19 protein-coding genes and 1 pseudogene are annotated in these 21,640 nt (G+C 53.9%); 13 read left to right on the plus strand and 7 right to left on the minus strand.

Annotated elements, in window-relative coordinates; genetic code table 11:
• Positions 1 to 41: 41 nt before the first annotated feature.
• Positions 42 to 1,694 (minus strand): Na+/H+ antiporter, encoded by a 1,653-nt coding sequence (locus tag HMPREF1487_RS20890; protein ID WP_083603249.1) that lies wholly within the window; start codon positions 1,692 to 1,694, stop codon positions 42 to 44.
• 852 nt (positions 1,695 to 2,546) lie between these two features.
• Here HMPREF1487_RS20890 and HMPREF1487_RS20895 point away from each other — a divergent pair.
• Genes HMPREF1487_RS20895 through HMPREF1487_RS20910 form a run of 4 tightly spaced genes read left to right on the plus strand, consistent with a single transcriptional unit; the run spans position 2,547 to position 6,010 of the window.
• Positions 2,547 to 3,260, plus strand: a complete 714-nt coding sequence (locus HMPREF1487_RS20895) for an ABC transporter permease (RefSeq protein ID WP_010798727.1) — start codon at positions 2,547 to 2,549, stop codon at positions 3,258 to 3,260.
• A 9-nt stretch (positions 3,261 to 3,269) separates the two neighbouring features.
• The gene (locus HMPREF1487_RS20900) at positions 3,270 to 4,187 is read left to right on the plus strand and encodes a glycine betaine ABC transporter substrate-binding protein (protein ID WP_010798728.1); all 918 of its coding nucleotides are present in this window, start codon (positions 3,270 to 3,272) and stop codon (positions 4,185 to 4,187) included.
• Position 4,188: 1 nt separating this feature from the next.
• Positions 4,189 to 4,848 carry an ABC transporter permease gene (locus HMPREF1487_RS20905; RefSeq protein ID WP_010798729.1) on the plus strand — a complete coding sequence of 220 codons (660 nt, stop codon included), beginning with the start codon at positions 4,189 to 4,191 and terminating at the stop codon, positions 4,846 to 4,848.
• A 10-nt stretch (positions 4,849 to 4,858) separates the two neighbouring features.
• Positions 4,859 to 6,010: an ABC transporter ATP-binding protein gene (locus HMPREF1487_RS20910; RefSeq protein ID WP_010798730.1), complete on the plus strand. Its 1,152-nt coding sequence runs from the start codon at positions 4,859 to 4,861 to the stop codon at positions 6,008 to 6,010.
• Positions 6,011 to 6,311: 301 nt separating this feature from the next.
• Here the strand turns inward: HMPREF1487_RS20910 and HMPREF1487_RS28510 are convergent, their stop codons facing one another.
• The gene (locus HMPREF1487_RS28510) at positions 6,312 to 7,076 is read right to left on the minus strand and encodes a methyl-accepting chemotaxis protein (RefSeq protein ID WP_371106401.1); all 765 of its coding nucleotides are present in this window, start codon (positions 7,074 to 7,076) and stop codon (positions 6,312 to 6,314) included.
• 90 nt (positions 7,077 to 7,166) lie between these two features.
• Positions 7,167 to 8,201 (minus strand): annotated as a pseudogene (locus HMPREF1487_RS28515) (cache domain-containing protein); the annotation flags it as partial.
• A 339-nt stretch (positions 8,202 to 8,540) separates the two neighbouring features.
• Here HMPREF1487_RS28515 and yghX point away from each other — a divergent pair.
• The 6 genes from yghX (at position 8,541) to HMPREF1487_RS20950 (ending at position 15,261) form a co-directional block, all read left to right on the plus strand.
• Positions 8,541 to 9,428 carry a YghX family hydrolase gene (gene yghX / locus HMPREF1487_RS20925; protein ID WP_010798733.1) on the plus strand — a complete coding sequence of 296 codons (888 nt, stop codon included), beginning with the start codon at positions 8,541 to 8,543 and terminating at the stop codon, positions 9,426 to 9,428.
• Between the two features lie 319 nt (positions 9,429 to 9,747).
• Positions 9,748 to 10,293 carry a peptide-methionine (S)-S-oxide reductase MsrA gene (gene msrA, locus HMPREF1487_RS20930; RefSeq protein ID WP_010798734.1) on the plus strand — a complete coding sequence of 182 codons (546 nt, stop codon included), beginning with the start codon at positions 9,748 to 9,750 and terminating at the stop codon, positions 10,291 to 10,293.
• Positions 10,294 to 10,536: 243 nt separating this feature from the next.
• Positions 10,537 to 11,673: an RNA ligase RtcB family protein gene (locus tag HMPREF1487_RS20935; RefSeq protein ID WP_010798735.1), complete on the plus strand. Its 1,137-nt coding sequence runs from the start codon at positions 10,537 to 10,539 to the stop codon at positions 11,671 to 11,673.
• Positions 11,670 to 12,284, plus strand: coding sequence for a peptide chain release factor H (prfH, locus tag HMPREF1487_RS20940; protein ID WP_010798736.1), 615 nt, complete (start codon positions 11,670 to 11,672; stop codon positions 12,282 to 12,284). The genes HMPREF1487_RS20935 and prfH overlap by 4 nt, the downstream gene beginning before the upstream one ends.
• A gap of 259 nt (positions 12,285 to 12,543) precedes the next feature.
• Positions 12,544 to 13,584, plus strand: a complete 1,041-nt coding sequence (locus tag HMPREF1487_RS20945; protein WP_010798737.1) for a LacI family DNA-binding transcriptional regulator — start codon at positions 12,544 to 12,546, stop codon at positions 13,582 to 13,584.
• A gap of 318 nt (positions 13,585 to 13,902) precedes the next feature.
• Positions 13,903 to 15,261 carry an MFS transporter gene (locus tag HMPREF1487_RS20950; RefSeq protein ID WP_010798738.1) on the plus strand — a complete coding sequence of 453 codons (1,359 nt, stop codon included), beginning with the start codon at positions 13,903 to 13,905 and terminating at the stop codon, positions 15,259 to 15,261.
• Between the two features lie 92 nt (positions 15,262 to 15,353).
• On the opposite strand, the gene HMPREF1487_RS20955 is transcribed toward HMPREF1487_RS20950, so the two are convergent.
• Both HMPREF1487_RS20955 and HMPREF1487_RS20960 read right to left on the minus strand, forming a co-directional pair.
• Positions 15,354 to 15,806 carry an Hsp20 family protein gene (locus HMPREF1487_RS20955; protein WP_010798739.1) on the minus strand — a complete coding sequence of 151 codons (453 nt, stop codon included), beginning with the start codon at positions 15,804 to 15,806 and terminating at the stop codon, positions 15,354 to 15,356.
• Between the two features lie 151 nt (positions 15,807 to 15,957).
• Entirely contained in the window at positions 15,958 to 16,869 is a 912-nt protein-coding gene (locus tag HMPREF1487_RS20960) for a DMT family transporter (protein WP_010798740.1), read from the minus strand.
• A gap of 134 nt (positions 16,870 to 17,003) precedes the next feature.
• Between HMPREF1487_RS20960 and HMPREF1487_RS20965 the strand changes: the two genes are divergently transcribed.
• Together HMPREF1487_RS20965 and HMPREF1487_RS20970 are read left to right on the plus strand one after the other, a co-directional pair.
• Positions 17,004 to 17,888 carry an AraC family transcriptional regulator gene (locus HMPREF1487_RS20965; protein ID WP_010798741.1) on the plus strand — a complete coding sequence of 295 codons (885 nt, stop codon included), beginning with the start codon at positions 17,004 to 17,006 and terminating at the stop codon, positions 17,886 to 17,888.
• 110 nt (positions 17,889 to 17,998) lie between these two features.
• Positions 17,999 to 18,388 (plus strand): response regulator, encoded by a 390-nt coding sequence (locus tag HMPREF1487_RS20970; protein ID WP_010798742.1) that lies wholly within the window; start codon positions 17,999 to 18,001, stop codon positions 18,386 to 18,388.
• A 645-nt stretch (positions 18,389 to 19,033) separates the two neighbouring features.
• Here HMPREF1487_RS20970 and HMPREF1487_RS20975 read toward each other — a convergent pair.
• Positions 19,034 to 20,017, minus strand: a complete 984-nt coding sequence (locus HMPREF1487_RS20975; RefSeq protein WP_010798743.1) for an acrylyl-CoA reductase (NADPH) — start codon at positions 20,015 to 20,017, stop codon at positions 19,034 to 19,036.
• 45 nt (positions 20,018 to 20,062) lie between these two features.
• Positions 20,063 to 20,695 carry an acrylate utilization transcriptional regulator AcuR gene (locus HMPREF1487_RS20980; protein ID WP_010798744.1) on the minus strand — a complete coding sequence of 211 codons (633 nt, stop codon included), beginning with the start codon at positions 20,693 to 20,695 and terminating at the stop codon, positions 20,063 to 20,065.
• 448 nt (positions 20,696 to 21,143) lie between these two features.
• Between HMPREF1487_RS20980 and HMPREF1487_RS20985 the strand changes: the two genes are divergently transcribed.
• A complete protein-coding gene (locus HMPREF1487_RS20985) occupies positions 21,144 to 21,569 on the plus strand; it encodes a GNAT family N-acetyltransferase (RefSeq protein WP_010798745.1) in 426 nt (141 codons plus the stop codon).
• Positions 21,570 to 21,640: the final 71 nt, after the last annotated feature.

Below are 21,640 nucleotides of genomic sequence, written 5' to 3' on the forward strand. Positions count from 1 at the left end.
GCGTAAGCAGGCCCCAACGTTACGGAGCCTGCTTACATCATTTAGTGATGCTGCCTGGTTGCGCTTGCAGTCAAAGCGGTTTCGATCAGATCCACCTCCCTCACCAGCTTTTGTAGCGTACTGTCATTGATATGGTGACGGCTACGCAGCTTGTAGTATTCAGTGCGCTCCGCCTTGAGCGCCTGCAGACGCGTTTCCCGCTCAAGATCGCGTCGCGCTTCGAGAAGCGGGGTCGGCAGCTCGTGGTTATTGATCTCCATGCGCTTGTGGTAGTAGTCCATCAGATGGAGGGTGATCTCGTTGAACGCGACGATAATCTCTTCATCCCCTTGGTGGTCCGCCAGTACCTTCGCTTTTTCTTGGTGATAGTTTTCAATGTGCCGGATTGCCGCCTCGGCCCCACGAATACGCGCATGGCGCTCCTCTTCATATTCGCGGCTGTCTTCAGGCAGATCCAGCCCGCGCAACACCAGAGGAAGACCTACGCTTCCGGTAATCAAGGTGAACAGAATGACGCCAGTCGCCAGGAAGATCAGCAGCTCACGGGCCGGAAACGGCGTACCGTCATTCAGCATCTCTGGCAGCGACAAGGCAGCCGCCAAGGTAATGGTGCCTCGAATACCTGCCAATGTCCCGGCCAACATGACGCGAGCGGAGACAGACCGCGCTGGCTTGCGACGCAACAGCCGAGGCACATGTACGGCACCAAATATCCAGAGAAACCGCATCCCTAGAAGCGCAATCGAAATCAGCGCGACGAAACCCAGCAACTCAATAAACGGTAGCGTAGTGCCTGCACTGGTCGTTGCGTTAAGCGCGCCGCCAATGATTTCGGGCAATTGGAAACCGAGTAGCAGAAATACCAATGCGTTAAGCACAAACTCCAGCATTTCCCAGACACTGCGCGTCTGGATACGGGACGTGGTCTGATCTTGGCGCTTGAGGTCAAGCCGGTTGATGACCATACCCGCTGCCACAGCGGAGAGAATACCGGACAGATGAAAATGCTCCGCCAGCAGAAACGCCGCAAAGGGTAGCAGCAGGAGCAGCAGCACGATCTGAATCGTCGAAGCTTCGCCAAGGTGCCGCTCGATCAGACGGGTCCGCACCACATTAAAGGCCAGCGCCAGCAAGGCGCCCACCAGTAGCCCACCCAGGGAAATCAGCAGAAACCCTACTGTTGCCTGTGCCAGAGAAAACGCACCGGTCAGGGCTGCGGCTACCGCGAACTTGAATGCCACAAGACCGGACGCATCATTCATGAGCGACTCGCCCTCAAGAATGTGCATCAGCCGCGGTGGTACAGGAAGTCGACCGGAAATAGCCGATACCGCGACGGCATCCGTAGGTGAAAGAATCGCCGTCAGTGCAAAGCAGACAGGCAAAGGCAAACCGGGGAATAACCAGTGAACCACATATCCCACACCAATCACGGTTACCAGTACAAGGCCCAGCGCTAATGCCAAAATAGGCCCACGAAGCAGCATGAATTCACGCTGCGGGAACCGTCGCGCATCGGCAAATAGAAGCGGGGCAATGAATAGGAGCATGAACAGCTCAGGCTGAAGCTCCACATGCAGCCCGCTGGCAGGCCAGGCCAGTAGCGCACCAAAAGCAATCTGTACAAGCGGCGTGGGCAGTGATGGTAGAAAGCGAGCCGCCACCCCAGTAGCCGAGGCGACGAGTAAAAGCATTAAAACAAGATAAACCGTATCCATGAATCTTTAGAAAAAATCCTGTCAATGAAGAACCATAAAGCGCTTTAGCGCTATGGAATAAGCGTTGCCGACACCCTCAGGCGTGTCTTCCAATGTCCCTCGGATGATGGTGTTCATTTAGCTTCTGAAGCCTTTTCAGCGTAAGTGAGGTGAGCGTTGGCACCCGTGGCATAATCGCGACCAAGCGCTGTTACAGCGGTGCACTCATTCATCAACCTATCTGCCTGAGTCAACCTGAAAGCATGAAGAATTCGAGCACAGGCTTGAATTACCAACATGTGTAAAAATGTTTCTGAAAAGACTGGGAAATCAGCAGAAGCAGTTAGCCCTCTATGCAGTTTGAAGAAATGCTTTATGTGCCATTCGTCTTATTAAAGCCGATTGTTTTTCTTATTACTGGATCATCTCTAGAACGGTAAGCCATTACAAAGCTAAGTGACTCTAAACACTCACTTATATTGACAAGGCACCCATGTTGTCAGCCATGGGCTTTTTACCAAGTTACAGCGATAGCGATGCCCATTTGTAAAGAAGCTGTTCTTGGCTGGCGCTACGAACCTTTTCCTGACAACCCTGACTGTTATAAGTCCCTGTTGTGTCTTGAAACGTGGTGCAGTCCTCTTTTCCGGTCATTCATTGGCAGTTGACCGAACTATCACGCTCCGTGCGCCGTCCATTCTGCGTCGAGGCAAAACGCCATGCTCTGAACGAGCGAGCCGGTCATGCATCGGATCAAGCGCAGCAGTCTGCCTCATTCTATGGGCTTACCGTTGTTTTCAGGGCAGTGCCCCATAGCGCCTCGGCATCCATTAGCCGAAGGAGTTCGCTATGGCGATTCGATGGAAACCACTTGTGCTTGGCGCTGCTGCCGGCACGGTCGCCCTCCTCTTGCTGGTCCGCTGGATCGGCTGGGACTCGATTGTCGATCAACGCGATGATCTGTTGTTTTATCTGCACGCACACGTATTTCTAGTTGTAGTGTCAATGCTCGCTGCGCTGGCGATAGGTATTCCAGCGGGTATTCTTCTGAGCCGCCCGCGGTTTGTCGGTACGGCCGAGCGGTTCATGCAGGTGTTCAATATCGGGAACACGATTCCGCCCTTGGCCGTGCTGGCTATTGCGCTGGGGTTCCTTGGCATCGGCAACGGGCCAGCCATCCTAGCCCTGTTTATGGCGTCATTGTTGCCCATCGTACGCAACACATACGAAGGCCTCAAAAACGTACCGGGATCACTGAAGGAGGCAGCAGTTGGTATCGGTATGACGCCTAGCCAAGTCCTGTGGCAGGTCGAGCTACCCAATGCTGTCCCGATCATCGTAGGCGGAGTACGCGTGGCCTTAGCTCTTAATGTAGGTACCACACCGCTAGTGTTTCTTATTGGCGCCAATAGCCTGGGCAGCCTGATTTTTCCAGCGATTGCCTTGGAAAATCAGCCGCAGTTGGTATTGGGTGCTAGCGCGACTGCGCTGCTCGCATTGGTCATGGATGGCCTGGTGCTTATCGCCAGCCGTCTTTGGCTCGAACGTGGCCTGGCGCGTTAGGAGAAGACCATGAAGAAAACTCTGATTAATCTCGTCGGTATAACGCTTGCAAGTTTTGGCCTGACCCTGGCGTCAATTGCTCAAGCGGCAGGCGGCCCTATCCGAATCGGTGCCAAGGTGTTTACTGAGCAGGCCATCCTAGCCGAACTTACCGCGCAATATCTGCAGGCCCAAGGCTACCAGCCTGAAATCGTCGGCGGCTTGGGCAGTACCATCGCCTGGAACGGTGTGAAGAATCACCAGTTGGATTTGACCTGGGAATACACCGGCACTTCCCTGGTAGCTTATAACCACATAACCGACAGGCTGGACCAGGAGGCGTCCTATCAGCGAGTCAAGGAGCTTGATGCAGAGATAGGGCTGACCTGGCTCACCCCCACTCGTTTTAACAATACCTATGCACTGGCATTGCCTGAAAAAGTCGTCCAAGAGTATCCCGAGATCAATACTCTGACGGATCTGTCTGCACGGCTGAAGTCGGAACCGGAAAGATCCCACTTGTTGGCGCTGGATATCGAATTTGCCAATCGCTCTGATGGTCTGGCCGGGCTCGTCAAGGAGTATGACATCAAGCTTGACCGCGAGGAGATTCGACAGATGGACCCGGGCCTTGTCTACACCGCTCTGCGTAACGGCCAGGTCTTTGCCGGGCTCGTCTACACCACCGATGGGCGACTAGACGCGTTCAAACTCAAGGTGCTGGAAGACGACAAGCACTACTTCCCCGACTACACCGCCGCGCCCGTAGTGAACAGCAACTACCTGAAAGCGCATCCGGATCTTGAGACGCTTCTAACGCCGCTCGCTGAAAGCCTGGATCAGGCCACCATGCGCCAGCTCAACGCCAAGGTCGATATCAATCGCCAGACTCCAGCGCAGGTCGCGCGTGATTTCTTGCGTGAGCATCCGTTGAAGGGAGAGCAGTAAGATGGATTTCGTCACCTCGTTCAACCATATCGACTGGATGGAAGTACTGCACCTCACCCAACAGCACATCACCCTGGTCGCGATTGCAGTAGGACTCGCTGTGCTGGTGGGTGTGCCTCTAGGTGTATTGATGGCGCGCTTTCCCTGGCTGGCCGGCCCGCTGCAAGGTATCGCGACGGTCGTGCTGACCATTCCGGCCATCGCGCTCTTCGGTCTGCTTTTACCCGTTTACTCCACGTTCGGACAAGGGTTAGGACCGTTACCCGCCATTACCGCTGTCTTTCTCTACTCACTACTGCCTATCTTGCGAAACACCTATCTGGCGCTGAGCAGCGTCGAGCCGGGCATACGTGAAGCCGGTACGGGCATTGGCATGACATTCTGGCAACGCCTGCGCATGGTGGATTTACCGATCGCCGTCCCGGTCATCCTGGCGGGTATACGCACCGCCGTCGTCATGAACATTGGGGTAATGACCATTGCCGCCACCATTGGCGCGGGTGGCCTGGGCGTACTCATCCTTACCTCCATCAGCCGTAGCGACATGGCGACCCTGATTGTCGGCGCCGTGCTCGTCAGTTTGCTGGCCATCGCGGCCGATTTGTTCCTCCAGTGGCTGCAACGCCGCCTCACCCCGCGCGGCCTGTGTGCCAGCGTTTAAGGAGAACCATATGATTGAGCTCGACAAACTCTCAAAGACGTTCAAACAGAATGGCAAAGACGTCAAGGCCGTGGATTCGGTCAGTCTTACTGTAGAAGAGGGTCAGATTTGCGTATTTCTGGGTCCCTCCGGCTGTGGCAAGACCACTACGCTCAAGATGATCAACCGCTTGATCGAACCTTCTTCCGGACGTGTTCTGATCAATGGTGAAGATACTACCGGCATCGATGAGGTGACGTTGCGTCGCCGCATCGGCTACGTAATCCAACAGATTGGTCTGTTCCCAAACATGACCATTGAGGAAAATATTACCGTTGTGCCGAAACTGCTTGGTTGGGACAAGAAACGGTGCCGCGAGCGCGCCACTGAACTCATGAGTATGGTACAGCTTGATCCCAAGCAATATCTGTCACGCTACCCACGTGAGCTCTCTGGTGGTCAACAGCAACGCATCGGTGTAATTCGTGCACTCGCAGCAGAAGCACCTTTATTGCTGATGGACGAGCCATTCGGTGCAGTGGATCCGATCAACCGTGAGGCCATCCAGAACGAGTTCTTCCAGATGCAACGGGCGCTGAACAAGACCGTTATCATGGTCAGTCACGATATTGACGAAGCCATTCGCCTGGGCGACAAGATTGCGGTCTTCCGAGGCGGCAAGCTGGTTCAGTTCGACCATCCCGATACATTATTGGCCCATCCCAAAGATGACTTTGTCAGCAGCTTTGTAGGTCAGGACAGTACCCTCAAGCGTCTGCTTCTGATTCGCGCCGAAGATGCTGCTGACAATGCGCCTTCCATTCGACCAGATACCCTCATTGGCGATGCGCTGGAGCTGATGGAGGAGCATGACCGGCGTTACGTGGTCGTGACCGACGCCGGCAATAAAGGGTTGGGTTATATTCGTCGACGCGACCTGCGTGGCCAGAGCGGCCCGGTAGAGCCGTTTCTGACACCGTTCAAGGCTACCGCAGCCTATGATGAGCACTTGCGCATTCTTCTGTCTCGCATGTACCAGTTCAACTCGTCGTGGCTACCGGTATTAAGCGCCGAGCATGATTTTCTAGGAGAAGTCACCCAGGAATCAATTGCCGACTACCTCAGTTCAGGTCGCTCACGCGGCAAAACGACCATCGTTTCTCCAGCCGAACAGACGGCATGAGAAGAGGCACCCTTGGGTGCCCTTACGCTGCCAAGCAGAAAGCAGTTGTTTCCCAAGGCATCAAACGTAACGTCATGGAAATCCGCAATGGCACCGTCAAAGTCATGGGCGGTATCAAAAACGAGGCCCAGACGACATATCAGTTATCTGAGCTATTCCAGGCGAGCTATAGGCGGTGGTAGGACGGGTTTAGCTGAGTGCCTAGACCTGCTTACAGCTAAATAAAAAGGGAGCAAACAACATGATTCGCTCCCTTTGAAATGGTTGTACCTAACGCCAGCTTGTCAGGGCTAGCATCAACTCAGATGCGGAACCCACCAACCAAGTGCTGCAAGCGAGCGGCTTCCTGCTCTAGGGCCGTACAGGCCTGTAGTGTAGATTCCAGGTTCGCCACGCTTTGCTGGTTCAACAGGTTGATCTCACTGATATCCATGTTCAGTGTTTCAACAACTGCCGTCTGCTCTTCAGTTGCCGCCGCGACCGACTGGTTTTGCCCATCAATATCACCGATCAGCAGAGTCACGCTGTCCAGACGTGCCCCTGCTCGTTCGGCAACGCTCATGCTGTGGGTACTCTGCTCCTGGCTTTCGCGCATCAGCTGTACGGCATCTCGCGAACCGGTTTGCAGCTCTTCGATCATCTGGTGAATCTGCTGCGCCGAACTCTGAGTACGGCTCGCCAGGGAACGCACCTCATCAGCAACCACAGCGAAGCCACGTCCCGCCTCACCGGCTCGGGCGGCTTCAATCGCCGCGTTAAGCGCCAGCAAATTGGTCTGCTCGGAGATACCTCGAATGACATCGAGAATCTGGCCGATATTGGCCGCCTTGCCGTTCAACGCTTCGATATGGTCACACGATGTGCCAATCTTTTGTGATAAGGCCTGCATGGCTTGCAGCGCTTCGCCGAGCACTTTGCGTCCTTCCTCGCCCTGCATACGTGCAGTGCTGGCGTCACTGGAAGCATGGGCGGCATTCCCAGCGATTTCCTGTGCCGCAGCACCCAGCTCATTGATGGCCGCAGCGACACTGTTGGTACGCTGGGACTGATTATCAGACTGCTGCATGGAAGCCGTAGAGGCATCCAGCACCAAGCGGCTCACCTGATTCAACTCACTCGAGCTTTGTGCAACGTTACGAATCGAGTCATGGATACGGGCAACGAAACGGTTAAATGCCGTGGCCAGTGCACCGAATTCATCACGGGCTTCCACGGGTAGACGACGGGTCAGGTCGCCTTCGCCCTCGGCAATGTTGTCCATCGCGCGGGTCAGATCACGCAGAGGGCGTAACAACGTCTGCAACAGCAAACCCAGCAAAACGATAATCGCCACGACGGCAACCAGTGTCGCCACAATCGCCAGATTACGCGCCTTGATAACCGGGGCATACGCCTTGTCCTTATCGATAGACAACCCCAGGTACCACTTGACAGAGGGTAGGCCTTCTACCGGCGTAAAACTGATCAGGCGGTCCAGACCATTTTGGCGCGTCTCGCTAAAACCAGGCGCCAGGGTAGGTGTAGCCTCGGGGAAAATATCCTTAAGGTTTTTTAGCACCTGATCTGTATGACTGCTGACAAGAATCTTTCCTTCGCTATCGACCAGAAAGGCCTCACCAAGGCCACCGGCATCCAGAGATGTGATGATACTGACCAGCGTTGACAGGTTCAGGTCACCGCCCACAACGCCCGCCAGTTGACCGTTCTGCATGAGCGGTGTCGCAATGGTTACGCCTAACTGGCCTGAGGAAGCAAAAACATAGGGCGCTGTCAAAACAGTACTGCCAGCGGTGGTTGCTGCGTTATACCAAGGGCGCTTGCGTGGATCGTAACCAGCAGGCAAGGTTCGCTCCGGACGCGTGGTATAGGTACCGTCTACCTGCCCTAGGTAAGTGGAATCAAAATTACCGATGTAGATTTTCTGCTCAAGCAAACCCGCCAGGACCGCAGGTGAGCTGTCTCGCGTCAGGGTTTGCGCCTGGCTTTCAATCAACTTAACTCGTGCATCGAGCCAGTAGGCAATATTGCCTGCGGTCACTTTGCCCGTTTCAGTCAAGGATGCCTGCAGGCTCTGATCGATTGCCTGACGTTGAAGATACGCATTGAAGCCGGCAAAGCCGGCTAGGGCAACAGTAACTACCAATGCAGCTGCCAGAAGAATCTTGTGGCTGAATTTCAGTTGCTTGGACATGAGACAGAATCTCTGGGTTGAAGGACGCGTTGCGATAAAAGGCGCAACTGAACTACAGCTATCGGCTTTCGCGTCAAATGCTTGAGCAGGTTGTTCGTTTATCGAGCAGATGCGAATTTGGTAGAAACAAGTACAGGCTTGATTAAAAGGCCATCACCCCTCGCCCCCCTCTCTAAGGCCCTACAGGCATGGCCTACCTTCGCACAACAGTTGGAAACACCAATAGCGATTGCCGCCTAGACGATTTTCCGATAACTACCCTTATGATGTTTATGAAAGCGATCCACTTCCTTTAAGCCTTAAGCAATCCCCCGCCTGCACCCAACAAGGAGAACATACATGGCCCGTCTTACCGCAAAAGATTTCGCGCCTGAGCTGCTTGAGCTGTATGACTATTACGTGCATGGGCGAATCAATCGCCGGGAGTTTCTCGACCGTGCAGGTAAGTTCGCCGTAGGCGGATTGGCCACCACGACGCTTCTTGCCGCCTTGAGTCCAGATTATGCACTGGCACAGCAAGTCGAATTTACCGATCCTGAGATCATTCCTGAATACATTTCCTATCCATCACCTAAAGGGCATGGACATGTCCGTGGCTATCTCGTGCGACCTGCGCAGGCCAAGGGAAAGGTCCCGGGTATTGTCGTCGCTCATGAAAACCGTGGGCTCAATCCCTACATCGAGGACGTTGCGCGACGCTTGGCAAAGGCGGGATTCGTGGCGCTGGCCCCTGATGGCTTGAGTTCCGTAGGCGGCTACCCGGGAAATGACGACAAGGGGCGCGAGCTTCAGCAAACCGTTAATCCCGAAAAGCTGATGAACGACTTTTTTGCTGCCGTCGAATGGCTCATGGGGCATGAGCTCACAACTGGCAAGGTAGGAATCACCGGTTTCTGCTATGGCGGAGGCATAGCCAATGCGGCAGCTGTCGCCTATCCTGAACTCGGCGCAGCCGTACCGTTTTATGGCAAGCAACCCAGAGTTGAAGATGTCCCTCGCATCAAGGCACCGTTACTCATTCATTATGCCGAGCGGGATGAGCGTATCAATGAAGGTTGGCCTGCCTATGAGAGCGCCTTGAAAGCCGCTGGCAAAACCTATGAAGCCTATATCTATCCCGGCACCAACCACGGATTCCATAATGACTCGACGCCACGTTATGACGAAGCCGCCGCAACGCTGGCATGGGAGCGAACACTGGACTGGTTCCGCCGTTATCTGGCCTGAGTAAAGAGCTATTGAAATAGCTTTTGTAAGGCACCATCTCAATCACAGGTTAGAGCACTGCAAGCCACCTTAACCAGAATCAGGTCACGGATGGCTTGTCTGTGCCTGTACGGCAGAGCACCTTCTTACAGGCATACTTACCAACCCTTACAAGAGCAAGACGTATACTCGCCAAACGTTTGACCCATAACGATATTTGCAACCTCTGGCCGCAGAAGCGCTGATCGAAATAGCGTAGAGTAAGCACAAACCGATTGTTACGTGTTCCGCACAGGTTTGATCAGCCAGTCATCCCAACACCATGCTTTAGGAGAATTTTATGGCGACCGAATACATGACCGTTGCAGGAGGCTGCTTCTGGTGCGTAGAGGCAGTATTCAAGGATGTCATCGGAGTCGTTTCCGTCGAGAGTGGCTATACCGGCGGCAAAACGGTCAACCCTACGTATGAGCAGGTCTGTGAGGGTAATACCGACCATGCCGAAGCCATCCGTATTGGTTACGACCCTGACGTGATCAGCTATGGCGAGTTGCTCGATATTCACTTTGCAACCCATGACCCGACCCAGCTCAACCGACAGGGTAACGACATGGGTACGCAGTACCGTACTGCCCTGTTCCCGGCAAACCCCGAACAGGAAGCCGAGGCCAGAGCAGCGATTGCACGTGCACAGGAAGGTCTCTCAGCGCCCATCGTGACCACGATCGAGCCACTGGGGCCTTGGTATCCGGCAGAAGGATATCATCAGAACTATTGGGAAGAGCGTGGGCGCGCCAACCAGTACTGCATGGCGGTAATCCCACCCAAGCTTCAAAAGCTGCGCAAGAGCTTTGCCCAACGGTCCAAAACCTCGACCGAGGGCTGAGTTGTCCAGGGTAGCCCTTTTTGTGGCTGCCCTCTTCTTCCCTGTACTGGATTTTCTGCAGCCAAGCCACTACTATCCGTTTTTCTTTTCTTTCTGTCTTGCAAGGAGCCTGATCATGCGACGCGCTTTCACTCTTTGCAGGTCCTGCCAGGCGTAAACGCTTTCCTGCGCACTTAAGCGCACGCTTTGCCCGGCTCCGGCCTGCCTTTCCCTGAATTATTGTTTACCCATCAGGAACTGGTTATGGGCAATTGCATTCGTACTCTATCGGAACGCGTCAACCTTATCACATCCGATAATCTCTGGATCGAAGGTACTGCGATACAGCAGTTGGAAACTACTGCCAGATTGACTGGCATGGTCCGGGTCTCCGGCATGCCGGACCTTCACCCAGGCCGTGGCTACCCAGTAGGCGCCGCGTTCTTCTCTGAAAATGTTATCTATCCAGCCCTGGTTGGAAATGATATCGGCTGCGGCATGGCGCTCTGGCAGACTGATATCCGAGCTGGCAAGCTGAACCTCGACAAACTCGAACGGCGCCTGGGCAGTATCGACGGGCCACTGGACAACAGTTGGGCCGAAGACGTAAAGGCCTTTTCGCTTTCCAGGACAGGCCATGAAGCCTCTCTGGGCACGATTGGCGGGGGCAATCACTTTGCCGAGCTTCAAGCCATCGATACCGTTCATGACGAAACGCTGGTCGCTTCACTGGGGCTGGATCGAAAAACCCTGCTTCTGCTTGTGCACAGCGGATCGCGAGGCTATGGCGAGTCGGTTTTGCGCAGGCATGTCGAGGTGTTTGGGCACGCCGGTCTCGATCCCAAGTCGCCCGAAGGGCTCGAGTATCTGGCACTGCACGACCAAGGCCTGCGCTATGCAGAAGCCAATCGCCAGCTTATCGCCAGACGACTCCTGGCGAATCTGCGTGCAAAGGGTTGTCAGGTGCTGGATATCAACCACAATCTTGTGTCCTCAGCCACCCTTGACGGTGTGCAGGGCTGGCTGCATCGCAAGGGCGCCACTCCGGCCGACGTGGGACCTGTCATCATTCCGGGCTCTCGTGGGTCCTATAGCTGGCTGGTCAAACCGATTCCTTCGGCAATCAGTCTCTTTTCCCTCGCCCACGGTGCCGGCAGAAAATGGCTCAGGACAGAATGCCGTGATCGGTTATCCAACCGCTTCTCGTTCGATCAATTGAAGCGCACGTCCCTAGGCAGCCGGGTAATCTGTGAGGACAAGGCGTTGATGTACGAGGAAGCGCCAGAAGCGTACAAGGACATCGACAGCATCATTGAAACCCTGCAAGGTGCTTCACTGGTCACGGTCATAGCCCGGCTTAAACCGGTGCTGACCTACAAGCGACGGGGGTGCTGCCCGTGATACTCCTGCAACTCTCATCGGCCCAAGGCCCGGCCGAGTGCGAGCTGGCCGTAACCAGGGCGCTTCGTCTTCTGGAAAAAGAAGCCGAACGCGAGGATGTGCTGCTGTCAGTGGTTGAACAAGCGGATGGCGAGCACCGCGGCACCGTTAGCTCTGCACTTGTGGTATTGGAAGGCGAGCGCAGCGAGTCACTGGCCGGCCGATGGAACGGTAGCCTACTCTGGATATGCCAAAGTCCTTACCGGCCCCAGCATGGCAGAAAGAACTGGTATTTTGGCGCAAGAGTATTTGCGCCACCTGCACCAGCCTCCTCAGGACCCATACGCTTCGAATACGTGCGGGCCTCAGGGCCTGGTGGTCAGCACGTGAACAAGACGGACTCTGCCGTTCGGGCTACTCATGTGCAGAGCGGGCTTTCGGTTAAGATGCAAAGCGAGCGCAGCCAGCATGCCAACAAGCGCCTGGCAATGGCATTGATTGAGCAAAAACTTGCGCAGTACGCCGAGGACGCCCAGGCAGCTCAGCGACTGGATAGACGCTTGTTCCATCATGAGATTGAGCGCGGTAACCCGGTTCGTACATTTCGCGGAATGCGTTTCACTGAAAAGTGAGGGATTGAGCGGCAAGCGTATAGCTTGCCGCTCTTGTATGAGCCTTCAAGTCCAACGTCAGTTTGCAACAGCGTATCAAACTTTGGTTGAATTTCGCCTCATCCGAACAGTGGCCCATCATGTCCAGAGGGAGTACAGAGGAATACTTTGCCGAGTGGTAACGGCTCAGCAATAGCTCTGGATACCCACGACAGAACGCATACAAGAAAAGCGCAAGCCGTTAAGATGGCGCTCTGCTTCATTGTTGGCCTCGAAGGTAATGGCAAGAAAATCATCGAAAACCGCCTCCGGGCCCTCTTCTGGTACTCCCGCCCTGACCTTGATTGATGTCGCCAAGGTGGCGGGTGTCTCACCCATTACGGTTTCCCGAGCACTCCATCGCCCAGAGATCGTAAGCGAGGCCGCCCGGGAAAAGGTCTTGGCCGCCGTCAAAGCCACCGGATATGTTCCCAATATGTTGGCGGGAGGCCTGGCTTCGAATAAAAGTCGGCTGGTCGCCATCTTCCTGCCGACAATTGCACATTCTATTTTTGCCGACACGGTACAGGCCTTGATCGATCAGCTGACCGCGTCTGGCTACCAGACGATGATAGGTCTGACCGGCTACTCTCCCGAACAGGAAGAGCAGCTTTTGGCAGCTGTGCTCGGTCGGCGGCCTGACGGGATTGTACTGACTGGCACACTTCACACCGAAGAAAGTCGTGAACGACTGTCCCGCTCCTCCATTCCGGTAGTTGAAGCATGGGAGCTAGGAACCGAGCCAATCGACATGCAAATCGGCTTTTCCCATGAAGCCGTTGGGCGCGCTATGGCCGATTATCTCTATGGCAAAGGGTATCGTCAGTTTGGACTGGTTTCGGTCGACGACATACGAGCTCTAAAGCGTGGACGTGCCCTGCTGGACCAACTGGCGTCGTTAGGCATTACGGATGTACCTGTCGAGATCATGCAAACGCCTGCCACGCTGTTAAGTGGTCGTGAAGGTTTGCGCCAGCTCAAGGGGCGTGGCTCGCTTCCTGAAGTGGTGGTATGCAGTTCCGATACAGTCGCCCAGGGCATTCTGGCAGAAGCGGCCAGTCAGGGGATCAAGGTGCCTGAAGAACTGGCCGTTCTAGGATTTGGCGACCTATCCAGCGCGGCTCATGTATACCCCGCACTCTCGACTGTGAATGTTGATGGTGCCCGAATGGGCAAGCTCATTGCGAAGGCCCTGCTGGCGCGCTTTCAAAATCCTGACCAATATACCGAGCCGGTACAGTTGGACACTGGGTTCACAATTGTGGAACGCTCCACAACCTGATTCAACGGCAGGCGGCTATTCGTCAGCCTCTTGCACTTTAATGATTGCGCAATCACATCAAGATCGGTTATCAATAGACACAACCGATTTGTCTGATAGTGCCTTTAATGATTGCGCAATCAGCCAAGGCACCATCTGATCACTATAAAAAGGACAACAACTGTGAAACATACCGAACCGCGTACTCAGTTCCCCCTTCCCTCTCGCTTATTGCCTGTTACCCACTCAGGTGCATAGCTCCAGCTCGCTTCCTTTCTGCCACACCGCGCTACGGGGTGAGGCTAATCATCGACAACAATAAATATCGAGGTGAACGTTATGGGCGATACACGGCAAACCCGGGTCCGCTATCTGATTCTCCTGATGCTGTTCCTGGTAACAACGATCAACTATGCGGATAGAGCCACCATTTCGATTGGCGGCTCCAGTATGCAAAAGGATTTGGGAATCGATGCCGTCACGCTCGGCTACATTTTCTCTGCCTTCGGTTGGGCTTATGTGCTGGGTCAGATCCCGGGGGGCTGGCTACTTGACCGTTTCGGTTCAAAACGCGTTTACGCCACGGGTATTTTCATCTGGTCACTGTTTACTCTGCTTCAGGGCTTTGTTGGCATGATGCCTGTAGCCTGGGCCGTGGTTACGCTGTTCGTTCTACGTTTTCTGGTGGGATTTGCCGAAGCGCCTTCATTTCCGGGTAACGCCCGCATCGTTGCGGCCTGGTTCCCCACTGCAGAGCGCGGTACCGCTTCGGCCGTGTTCAACTCTGCACAATACTTCGCAACGGCATTGTTTGCACCGCTAATGGGCTGGATCGTTTACAGCTTCGGCTGGGAACATGTATTTGTTGTCATGGGTGTATTGGGCATCATTTTCTCCGGCATCTGGATGAAAACGATCTATAACCCCAAGGATCATCCACGGGCGAATGCGGCGGAAATTGCACACATCGAAAAGAACGGTGGTCTGGTCGACATGGACCAGACACGTGGTACCAACAACGGCCCCAAATGGCACTACATCAGCCAACTGCTGACCAATCGCATGATGCTGGGTGTTTATCTCGGCCAGTATTGTATCAATGCTATCACCTACTTTTTCCTGACCTGGTTCCCGGTCTATCTTGTCCAGGAGCGTGGGATGACCATCCTAAAGGCTGGTTTCATTGCCTCTTTGCCGGCAATCTGCGGTTTTATCGGGGGTGTACTGGGCGGCATCATTTCCGACTGGCTGCTGCGTCGCGGCAATACACTGACCTTCTCCCGTAAACTGCCGATCGTGTGTGGGCTACTGCTATCCACCTCAATGGTGTTCTGTAACTATGTGGATGCCGAATGGATGGTAGTTGGCTTCATGACGCTGGCTTTCTTCGGAAAGGGATTAGGTGCACTGGGTTGGGCGGTTGTATCGGACACGTCACCCAAGCAGATTGCAGGCCTTTCAGGTGGTCTCTTCAACACGTTCGGTAACATCGCCTCTATTACCACGCCCATTATCATTGGCTACATCATTGCGGTAACGGGCTCGTTCCGCTGGGCGTTGGTGTATGTAGGTGCCAACGCGCTAGTCGCAGTCTTCAGTTACCTGTTCATCGTTGGCAAGATACAGCGTGTCGAGCTGCGCGATGAGAATGGCAAGCAATTGGCGGATACGTCGGTTCCTGCACCCGCCTCGGCCTGATCCAGCAAGGACCGGCTGAATAAGCCGGTCCTCCAATCAGATCGCTATACAGGCAAAGGGCGCCGTTGGACGCCCTTTGCTGTCTTTGTTACTTATGCCGCTTCGTCATTCAGTGCAGGACGCGCTTCACTGGCAATGGTAATGCGCTTTGGCTTTGCTTCTTCCGGCACCCGGCGAACCAGATCAATATTGAGCAAGCCATTGCGTAGGCTGGCGCCTTTGACCTCAATGTGCTCATCGAGCCGGAAGGACAGCCTGAAGGCACGCTGGGCAATACCTTGGTGCAGGTAGGTCACACCTTCAGCGGTGTGCTCACGCCGATCGGCACTTATTGTCAGCACACCACGCTCGACCTGAATATCCAGATCGTCTTCATGCAGGCCCGCTGCCGCAATCACGATGCGATAGTCGTTTTCGCCGTGCTTCTCGACATTGTAAGGCGGATAGCCTGGTACCGAATCACGTAGCGCCGACTCAAATAGATCATTGAAACGATCAAAGCCAACAGTGCTACGGAACAAAGGTGCAAGGGATAAACCAGTCATGATGAATCTCCTGAAGATCAGCAAGTTTCGATAACCCGGGACCCGATTTCGGCATCCCGCATGACCTTACATAAGGATAGTGAAAATACTTTCAAGCGGCCTTCCGACGAACGGAAAACCCAGTAAGCCGTTGTTTTTCAACTGTTTATTTTTATCGCCCCATTGATGTCGTAGGTTTCAGCAAGGTCGAGCTACCCTTGGGTTTGCGAAATACCAGGATGTTGCCCAGCAGTACCAGCGCCAGCCCAAACAGTGCAGGCCATGTCCATTGGTATCCTTCCATCCATGCCGAGATGTTAAGGGCAACCACCGGAAAAAGGACGGTGCAATAGGCCGCCCGCTCAGCACCCAGACGGCCAACCAGAGTCAGGTAGGCGGTAAATCCGATCACTGAGCCAGGAACGGCCAGATAGACCAGCGAACTGATGTAGCGCGTACTAAGGTCGACTGTAAAAGGTACCCCCTGTACAAGGCAGATCACCAATAGAATCAAGGCGCCGTACAACATGCCCCAGGCATTGCTCGTCAACGGGCGGATACCCACGCGCTGCTGCAGACTCGAAATCATGTTGCCCGCTGAAAAGCACAGTGTTCCTAACAAGGAGAGCCCAAGACCTAGCCAAGTCTCATGGCTTGCCGTGTGGCTGCCCAGTTCCGGCCAGAACAACAGGGCGAGCCCCAGCAAACCCAATGCGCCCCCGGCCAAAACGTTAGCCGCGATGGCTTGCTTGAACCACAGGTGTGCGTTGAGGGCGTTCCAGAGTGTGGCGGTTGAAAACACTACGGCAATCAGCCCACTGGCTATGTACTGGCTGGCCGAGTAAAAGCAGATGAAGTTCAGGCAGAACAGGCAAACACCTTGAGCCATGCAGAACAGCTGGCCGCGTTGATCCAATGGCTGTAGGCGACGGGTCGGTATCAGGATTAGAAACAGGACCAGCGCTGCAAGGGCGAAGCGATAGGCAATCGAAAGCGGAATGGCTACGGATTCGATCTGAAACTTGATGGCAATCCAAGTGGTGCCCCAGATCAGAACAGTCAACAGATAAAGCGTAAGGTTCATGGTGGTCTCCAGCGGTCAGGAAACCAGTGTGGTGAGTCAGTCCGTTGAAGGGTTGCACATTCTTGCGCTTTTTATTCTGGCATGCGGTTCGCGCCTCTCATAAGCCTTATGATGTGAGCCCAGGAGATGTGATCATGCAGCAAGCCGACGACTTTCAAGTGTTTCGTACCTTAGACCAGGCCTCCAATGCACACCGTCTACGTCATACTGCGCTGGGCAATGGCATGGCGTTGGCGCAGTGGTATCGCAGCGATGCCGACGTGCTGGGTTACAGCAGCCCGGATCATCACACTTTGTCGCTTTATCTGGAAGGTGGCTGGCAGACGTTTCGCCTTGACCAGCCGGGCCACTATGGGGCGCCTGACCGATTCTGTGTTCTGCCAGCCGGACACGACTCTGACTGGTCAGTTACGCAAGGGCTGGGTTTCATGCATCTGTACGTCACCCCTGAGCAGTTGATGCTGGAAACCATCCGGGTTCTGGACAAGGAACCCCGGGCGATCCATCTGCAGGAACGCACATACATGGAGGATCCTGCACTCGTGGCCATCTGCCGTGCGCTGGAACGCAGTGACTGGCAGGAACCTGGAGAGCGCCTGCTGTGCTCGAGCCTGGCGCACGAAGCGGTCAGCCATCTGCTGCTCAATGGGTGCGGGCCGCGCCAGGAGGTCCACTGGCGCGGCGGCCTTTCACCATCAGTCAGACGACGCATCCGCGACTATATTGATACTCATCTGGATAAACCGCTTGAGCTGGCGACACTGGCTGAAGAAGCGGCCTTGTCGACCTTTCACTTCAGCCGCATGTTCACGCTTTCATTCGGTATGCCGCCTCACCGTTATGTACTGGCGCGGCGATTAGCCAAGGCTCGAGAGCTGCTGGTGAATACTACGTTGCCGCTTGCTCAGATTACGCTGGATTGTGGCTTTTCCAGCGCCAGTCACCTGAGCCGCCGGTTTGCTCAGGTACATGGCGCAACACCGGGACAATATCGTACCGTCCTCTCACGCACAGGTTGAAGTGCTAGAGGTCAGCCGTCCTGCCCAAAGACTGATCTCAAAGCCGCTCTGGCAGGCGGTCCTCTATAAAGCAGCTATGCTTTAAGTAAACCTCAACTGGGTTACGTCAAATGGATGTACATGATGCTGAAACATCACAGCGTTACCCCCCCATTGCGCTTGTAGCGGAAGATGAGGTCATGCTTCGTGAGCTAATGATCGACGTGTTACAAAACGAAGGTTTTGAAGTAGCGGCGTTTGGTACGGCTGACGAGGCCCTGAACTTTCTGGAGGGCAAAGCGCTATTGGTAAGTGTGGTCGTATCGAATGTGAGAATGCCCGGACACATCAACGGCATCGACCTGGCGCATATCGTTTCAAAACGCTGGCCCTTTCTTCCAATCGTCTTGATGTCTGGCTATACCGGCCTGGAAATACAACTACCTAAGGATGTGCCTTTTCTACGCAAGCCCTGGACAATCGACCAACTGGCCACTGCTGTCAAAGAGATGAGGCGCTAAGCTAAGCAGCGCTTTCTGATTACAGCCTTTCCTGAATGATGTCAGGCTTCTTCCAGTGCTGAGTACTGTTGGTATCTGACCTCCATCCAGACTAATAGATGGATTGATCCTATGCTCCTCGGTTGACGCAACTTCTGCCTGGATCGTCTGAAGCGCTTTACCTGCCTAGCTAGTTTTTAGATAGGTTTCGTTAGTCTGGTCAGCAGTGAGTTTTATATGCGCTTCAATAACCTCTGAAAAAGGTAAAGCAAGCCGGCAAGCGCCTAACTCTTCGGGTGTAGATTGCTACCCTGAATGCTGTGGGCAGCCTGGTAACGCAAGGTATAGGAATAGCCATAGCGCCTGAAGCAACATATCTCTATAGTCAGCTGAAAAGAAGCCCTCAATGGTTAAGCCTGGGCGACCCGGTTATTGTATTTATGTACCTACTGCTTTGATATCCTCTCTCCATACGCAGCCGAGCTGGCGAAGCACATTCTACTGAGCTGCAAGTCTTTCCATTGGCCAGTTTGTTACTGGCTAATGGATCTGAGGATAACGCTCAACAATCAAGTTGGGTTATGAACAAAGCCAGGAGCGGCTCAACAATAGCAGCTGCTTTACCAAGCACTTGGGCACCAGACAGGTAACATCCACCAAGCTCTCTTAGCGATTCACGTTGACGACAAGCCGCCCGCGTATCTTGCCCTGAAGCAAATCAGTGGATGCACTAATAGCCTCCCCTAGCGTAATTTCGCGTGTTATTTCAGACAGCATAGATAAATCGAGATCTGTCTGCAGGCGGTTCCAGGCCTCCACACGCCGCTCGTAGACCTGGGTGACGCTATTGATACCTAGCAGACTTACCCCGCGAAGAATGAAAGGCGCTACGGTTGCGGGCAGGTCCATACCCTGTGCTAGACCACAGGCGGCTACCGCTCCTTCTGCCCGAGTGGCAGCACAGACATTTGCAAGCGTATGGCTACCCACTGAATCAATAGCTCCAGCCCAGCGCTCTTTGGAGAGCGGACGGCCCGGCTCAGACAGTTCGTTGCGGTTGATAACCGATTGGGCGCCAAGCTTTTTAAGGTACTCCGACTCCTCGGGTCTCCCTGTGGCAGCAATGACCGAATAACCGTTACGAGCTAGCAGAGAAACGGCGAAACTACCAACGCCACCATTAGCACCTGTTACCAGGATGTCTCCTTTATCAGGTGTGATTCCATGTCGCTCCAGCGCCATTAGACAAAGCATGGCAGTGTATCCGGCAGTACCGATTGCCATGGCCTGGTGTTCGTCGAGCCCGGACGGTAGCGGGATCAGCCAATCACCCTGTACGCTGGCCTTTTGAGCCAGTCCACCCCAATGACTTTCACCAACGCCCCATCCATTGAGCAGCACTCGGTCTCCAGCCTTGTACCGTGGATGAGTACTTTCCTTAACGATCCCGGCAAAGTCTATTCCAGGCACCATGGGAAATTTGCGCACGACAGGGCTGTTCCCTGTTATAGCCAGTCCGTCCTTGAAGTTCAGCGTGCTATAGGAAACACGTACCGTTACATCCCCTTCAGGAAGCTGGTCTTCGCTCATGTCAGCCAGCCGAGCGTTATAGGTTGATGCATTTTTGTCGATGAGAATTGCTTTAAACATCATGTCTCCTATTTAGACCGATCGTCTTTAATTAGGCAGCAGCAGTTATGCTTTGATGCCTTTCAGAAAGCCCTCAATAAAACAGTCGAGAGGCTGCACCGTCTGAGACAGTCGTGCACGTAGCACAGCGCCTTCCCAGCCAATCCAGAAGTAAGCAGCCAAATCATCACAATGACATCCAGACCGCAGCTGTCCCTTCTTTGCTGCCTCACGAAGGCAGTCAGCTAAACGCCGTTGCCAATCAAGCAAGGTCGCTTCTAGCTGGGAGCGAAAACTATCCGGCAGAACGAGTACTTCCTGTCCAAGATTGCCAACCAAACAGCCGCGTCGAAACTCGTACCTGGCCATACCGACTTTGGCATCCTCTACAAAGTTCTTTAGCCGCTGTATGGGATCAACGCTTTCATCCAATAACCAGCGGTCAAGCTTACGCGCGAAGTAAGCTGCGTAGCTCCTGAGCACTGCCTGCCCAAAGGCTTCCTTGCTATCGAAATAATGATAAAACGAGCCTTTAGGCACCTGTATTCGTTTAAGGACTAAATCAATGCCTGTGGCGGCAAAGCCTTGCTCGGTAAAGATTTCCATACCCGCATGGATCAAAGCGTCACGCGTATCGGCGTGCTCTCGGGGAATCTTAGGTGGCCGGCCTCGGCGGGCCGGTAAGGTACTGGTAGTCATGCCCCCATATTAGACCGATCGTCTTTAAAGTCAATTTAGACTACTGGGAAATTATTTTGCGCTTATAAATGAGGCAGAAGCCTATTCAATGGCTTTGCATGCTATGGCTGTCCGTGCACCTACATTGTTTTAACTTTATGCATCAGGGATGTACCTAAGACTATAGGGGCCGAGGCTTAGGTATGAAAAACGGCAGGGGCGCGGCGATAAGCATGGCGCTGATAAAGCGTTGTGCTGACGTTGTCAGCAATCTCAAAGAAAGCAAACTTCTTTAAATCCGAACACATACTTTTATGCCAGCGCGGCAGTTACATAGGCTATTGCCACAAGACGGCTACTTCCTTGGCACAGCTACATTCAAAAAATACACGGCTGACCTGGTACGATCTGTTTAAGCTTTAAAGCCTTAATGTATGGGTACCACAGTCAATATCGAAAGGATGAGCTCATGAGTGCGCGTATCGAGATTGCAATTAACCCAAAAGAAAATGAGCGCTCGGCTATCCTTAAACCCTTACGGGCTCATAATCATTCTAAAGCGGGTGATCCGAAACCAGAGTCAATCGCGCTACTAGTCCGCGATGAGAACACCAATGAAGTCATTGGAGGGCTCTATGGGGAAATATACTATCGTTGGCTATTCATCGAGTTGCTAGCCATACCTGAGGAAACAAGGGGCCAAGGCATAGGTTCACGCCTGGTGAACATGGCCGAAGACGTTGCGCGTGAAAGAGGTTGCGTCGGAATCTGGCTCGATACTTTTGACTTTCAGGCACCGGGTTTCTACCAAAAACATGGCTTCACTGAATTTGGTCACCTTGATAGTTTTCCACCGGAGCATACGCGCTTCTTTTTTCAAAAAAGATTGTCCTAACGTGCTCATTTTTTCCTTGAAGCAAGCAAACCGAATAAAGATTCTGTCCAACCTTGCTGATGGCAAAGTGT

The sequence above is a fragment of the Pseudomonas sp. HPB0071 genome, from assembly GCF_000478505.2.
GTDB classification, from domain to species: Bacteria; Pseudomonadota; Gammaproteobacteria; order Pseudomonadales; family Pseudomonadaceae; genus Chryseomonas; species Chryseomonas luteola.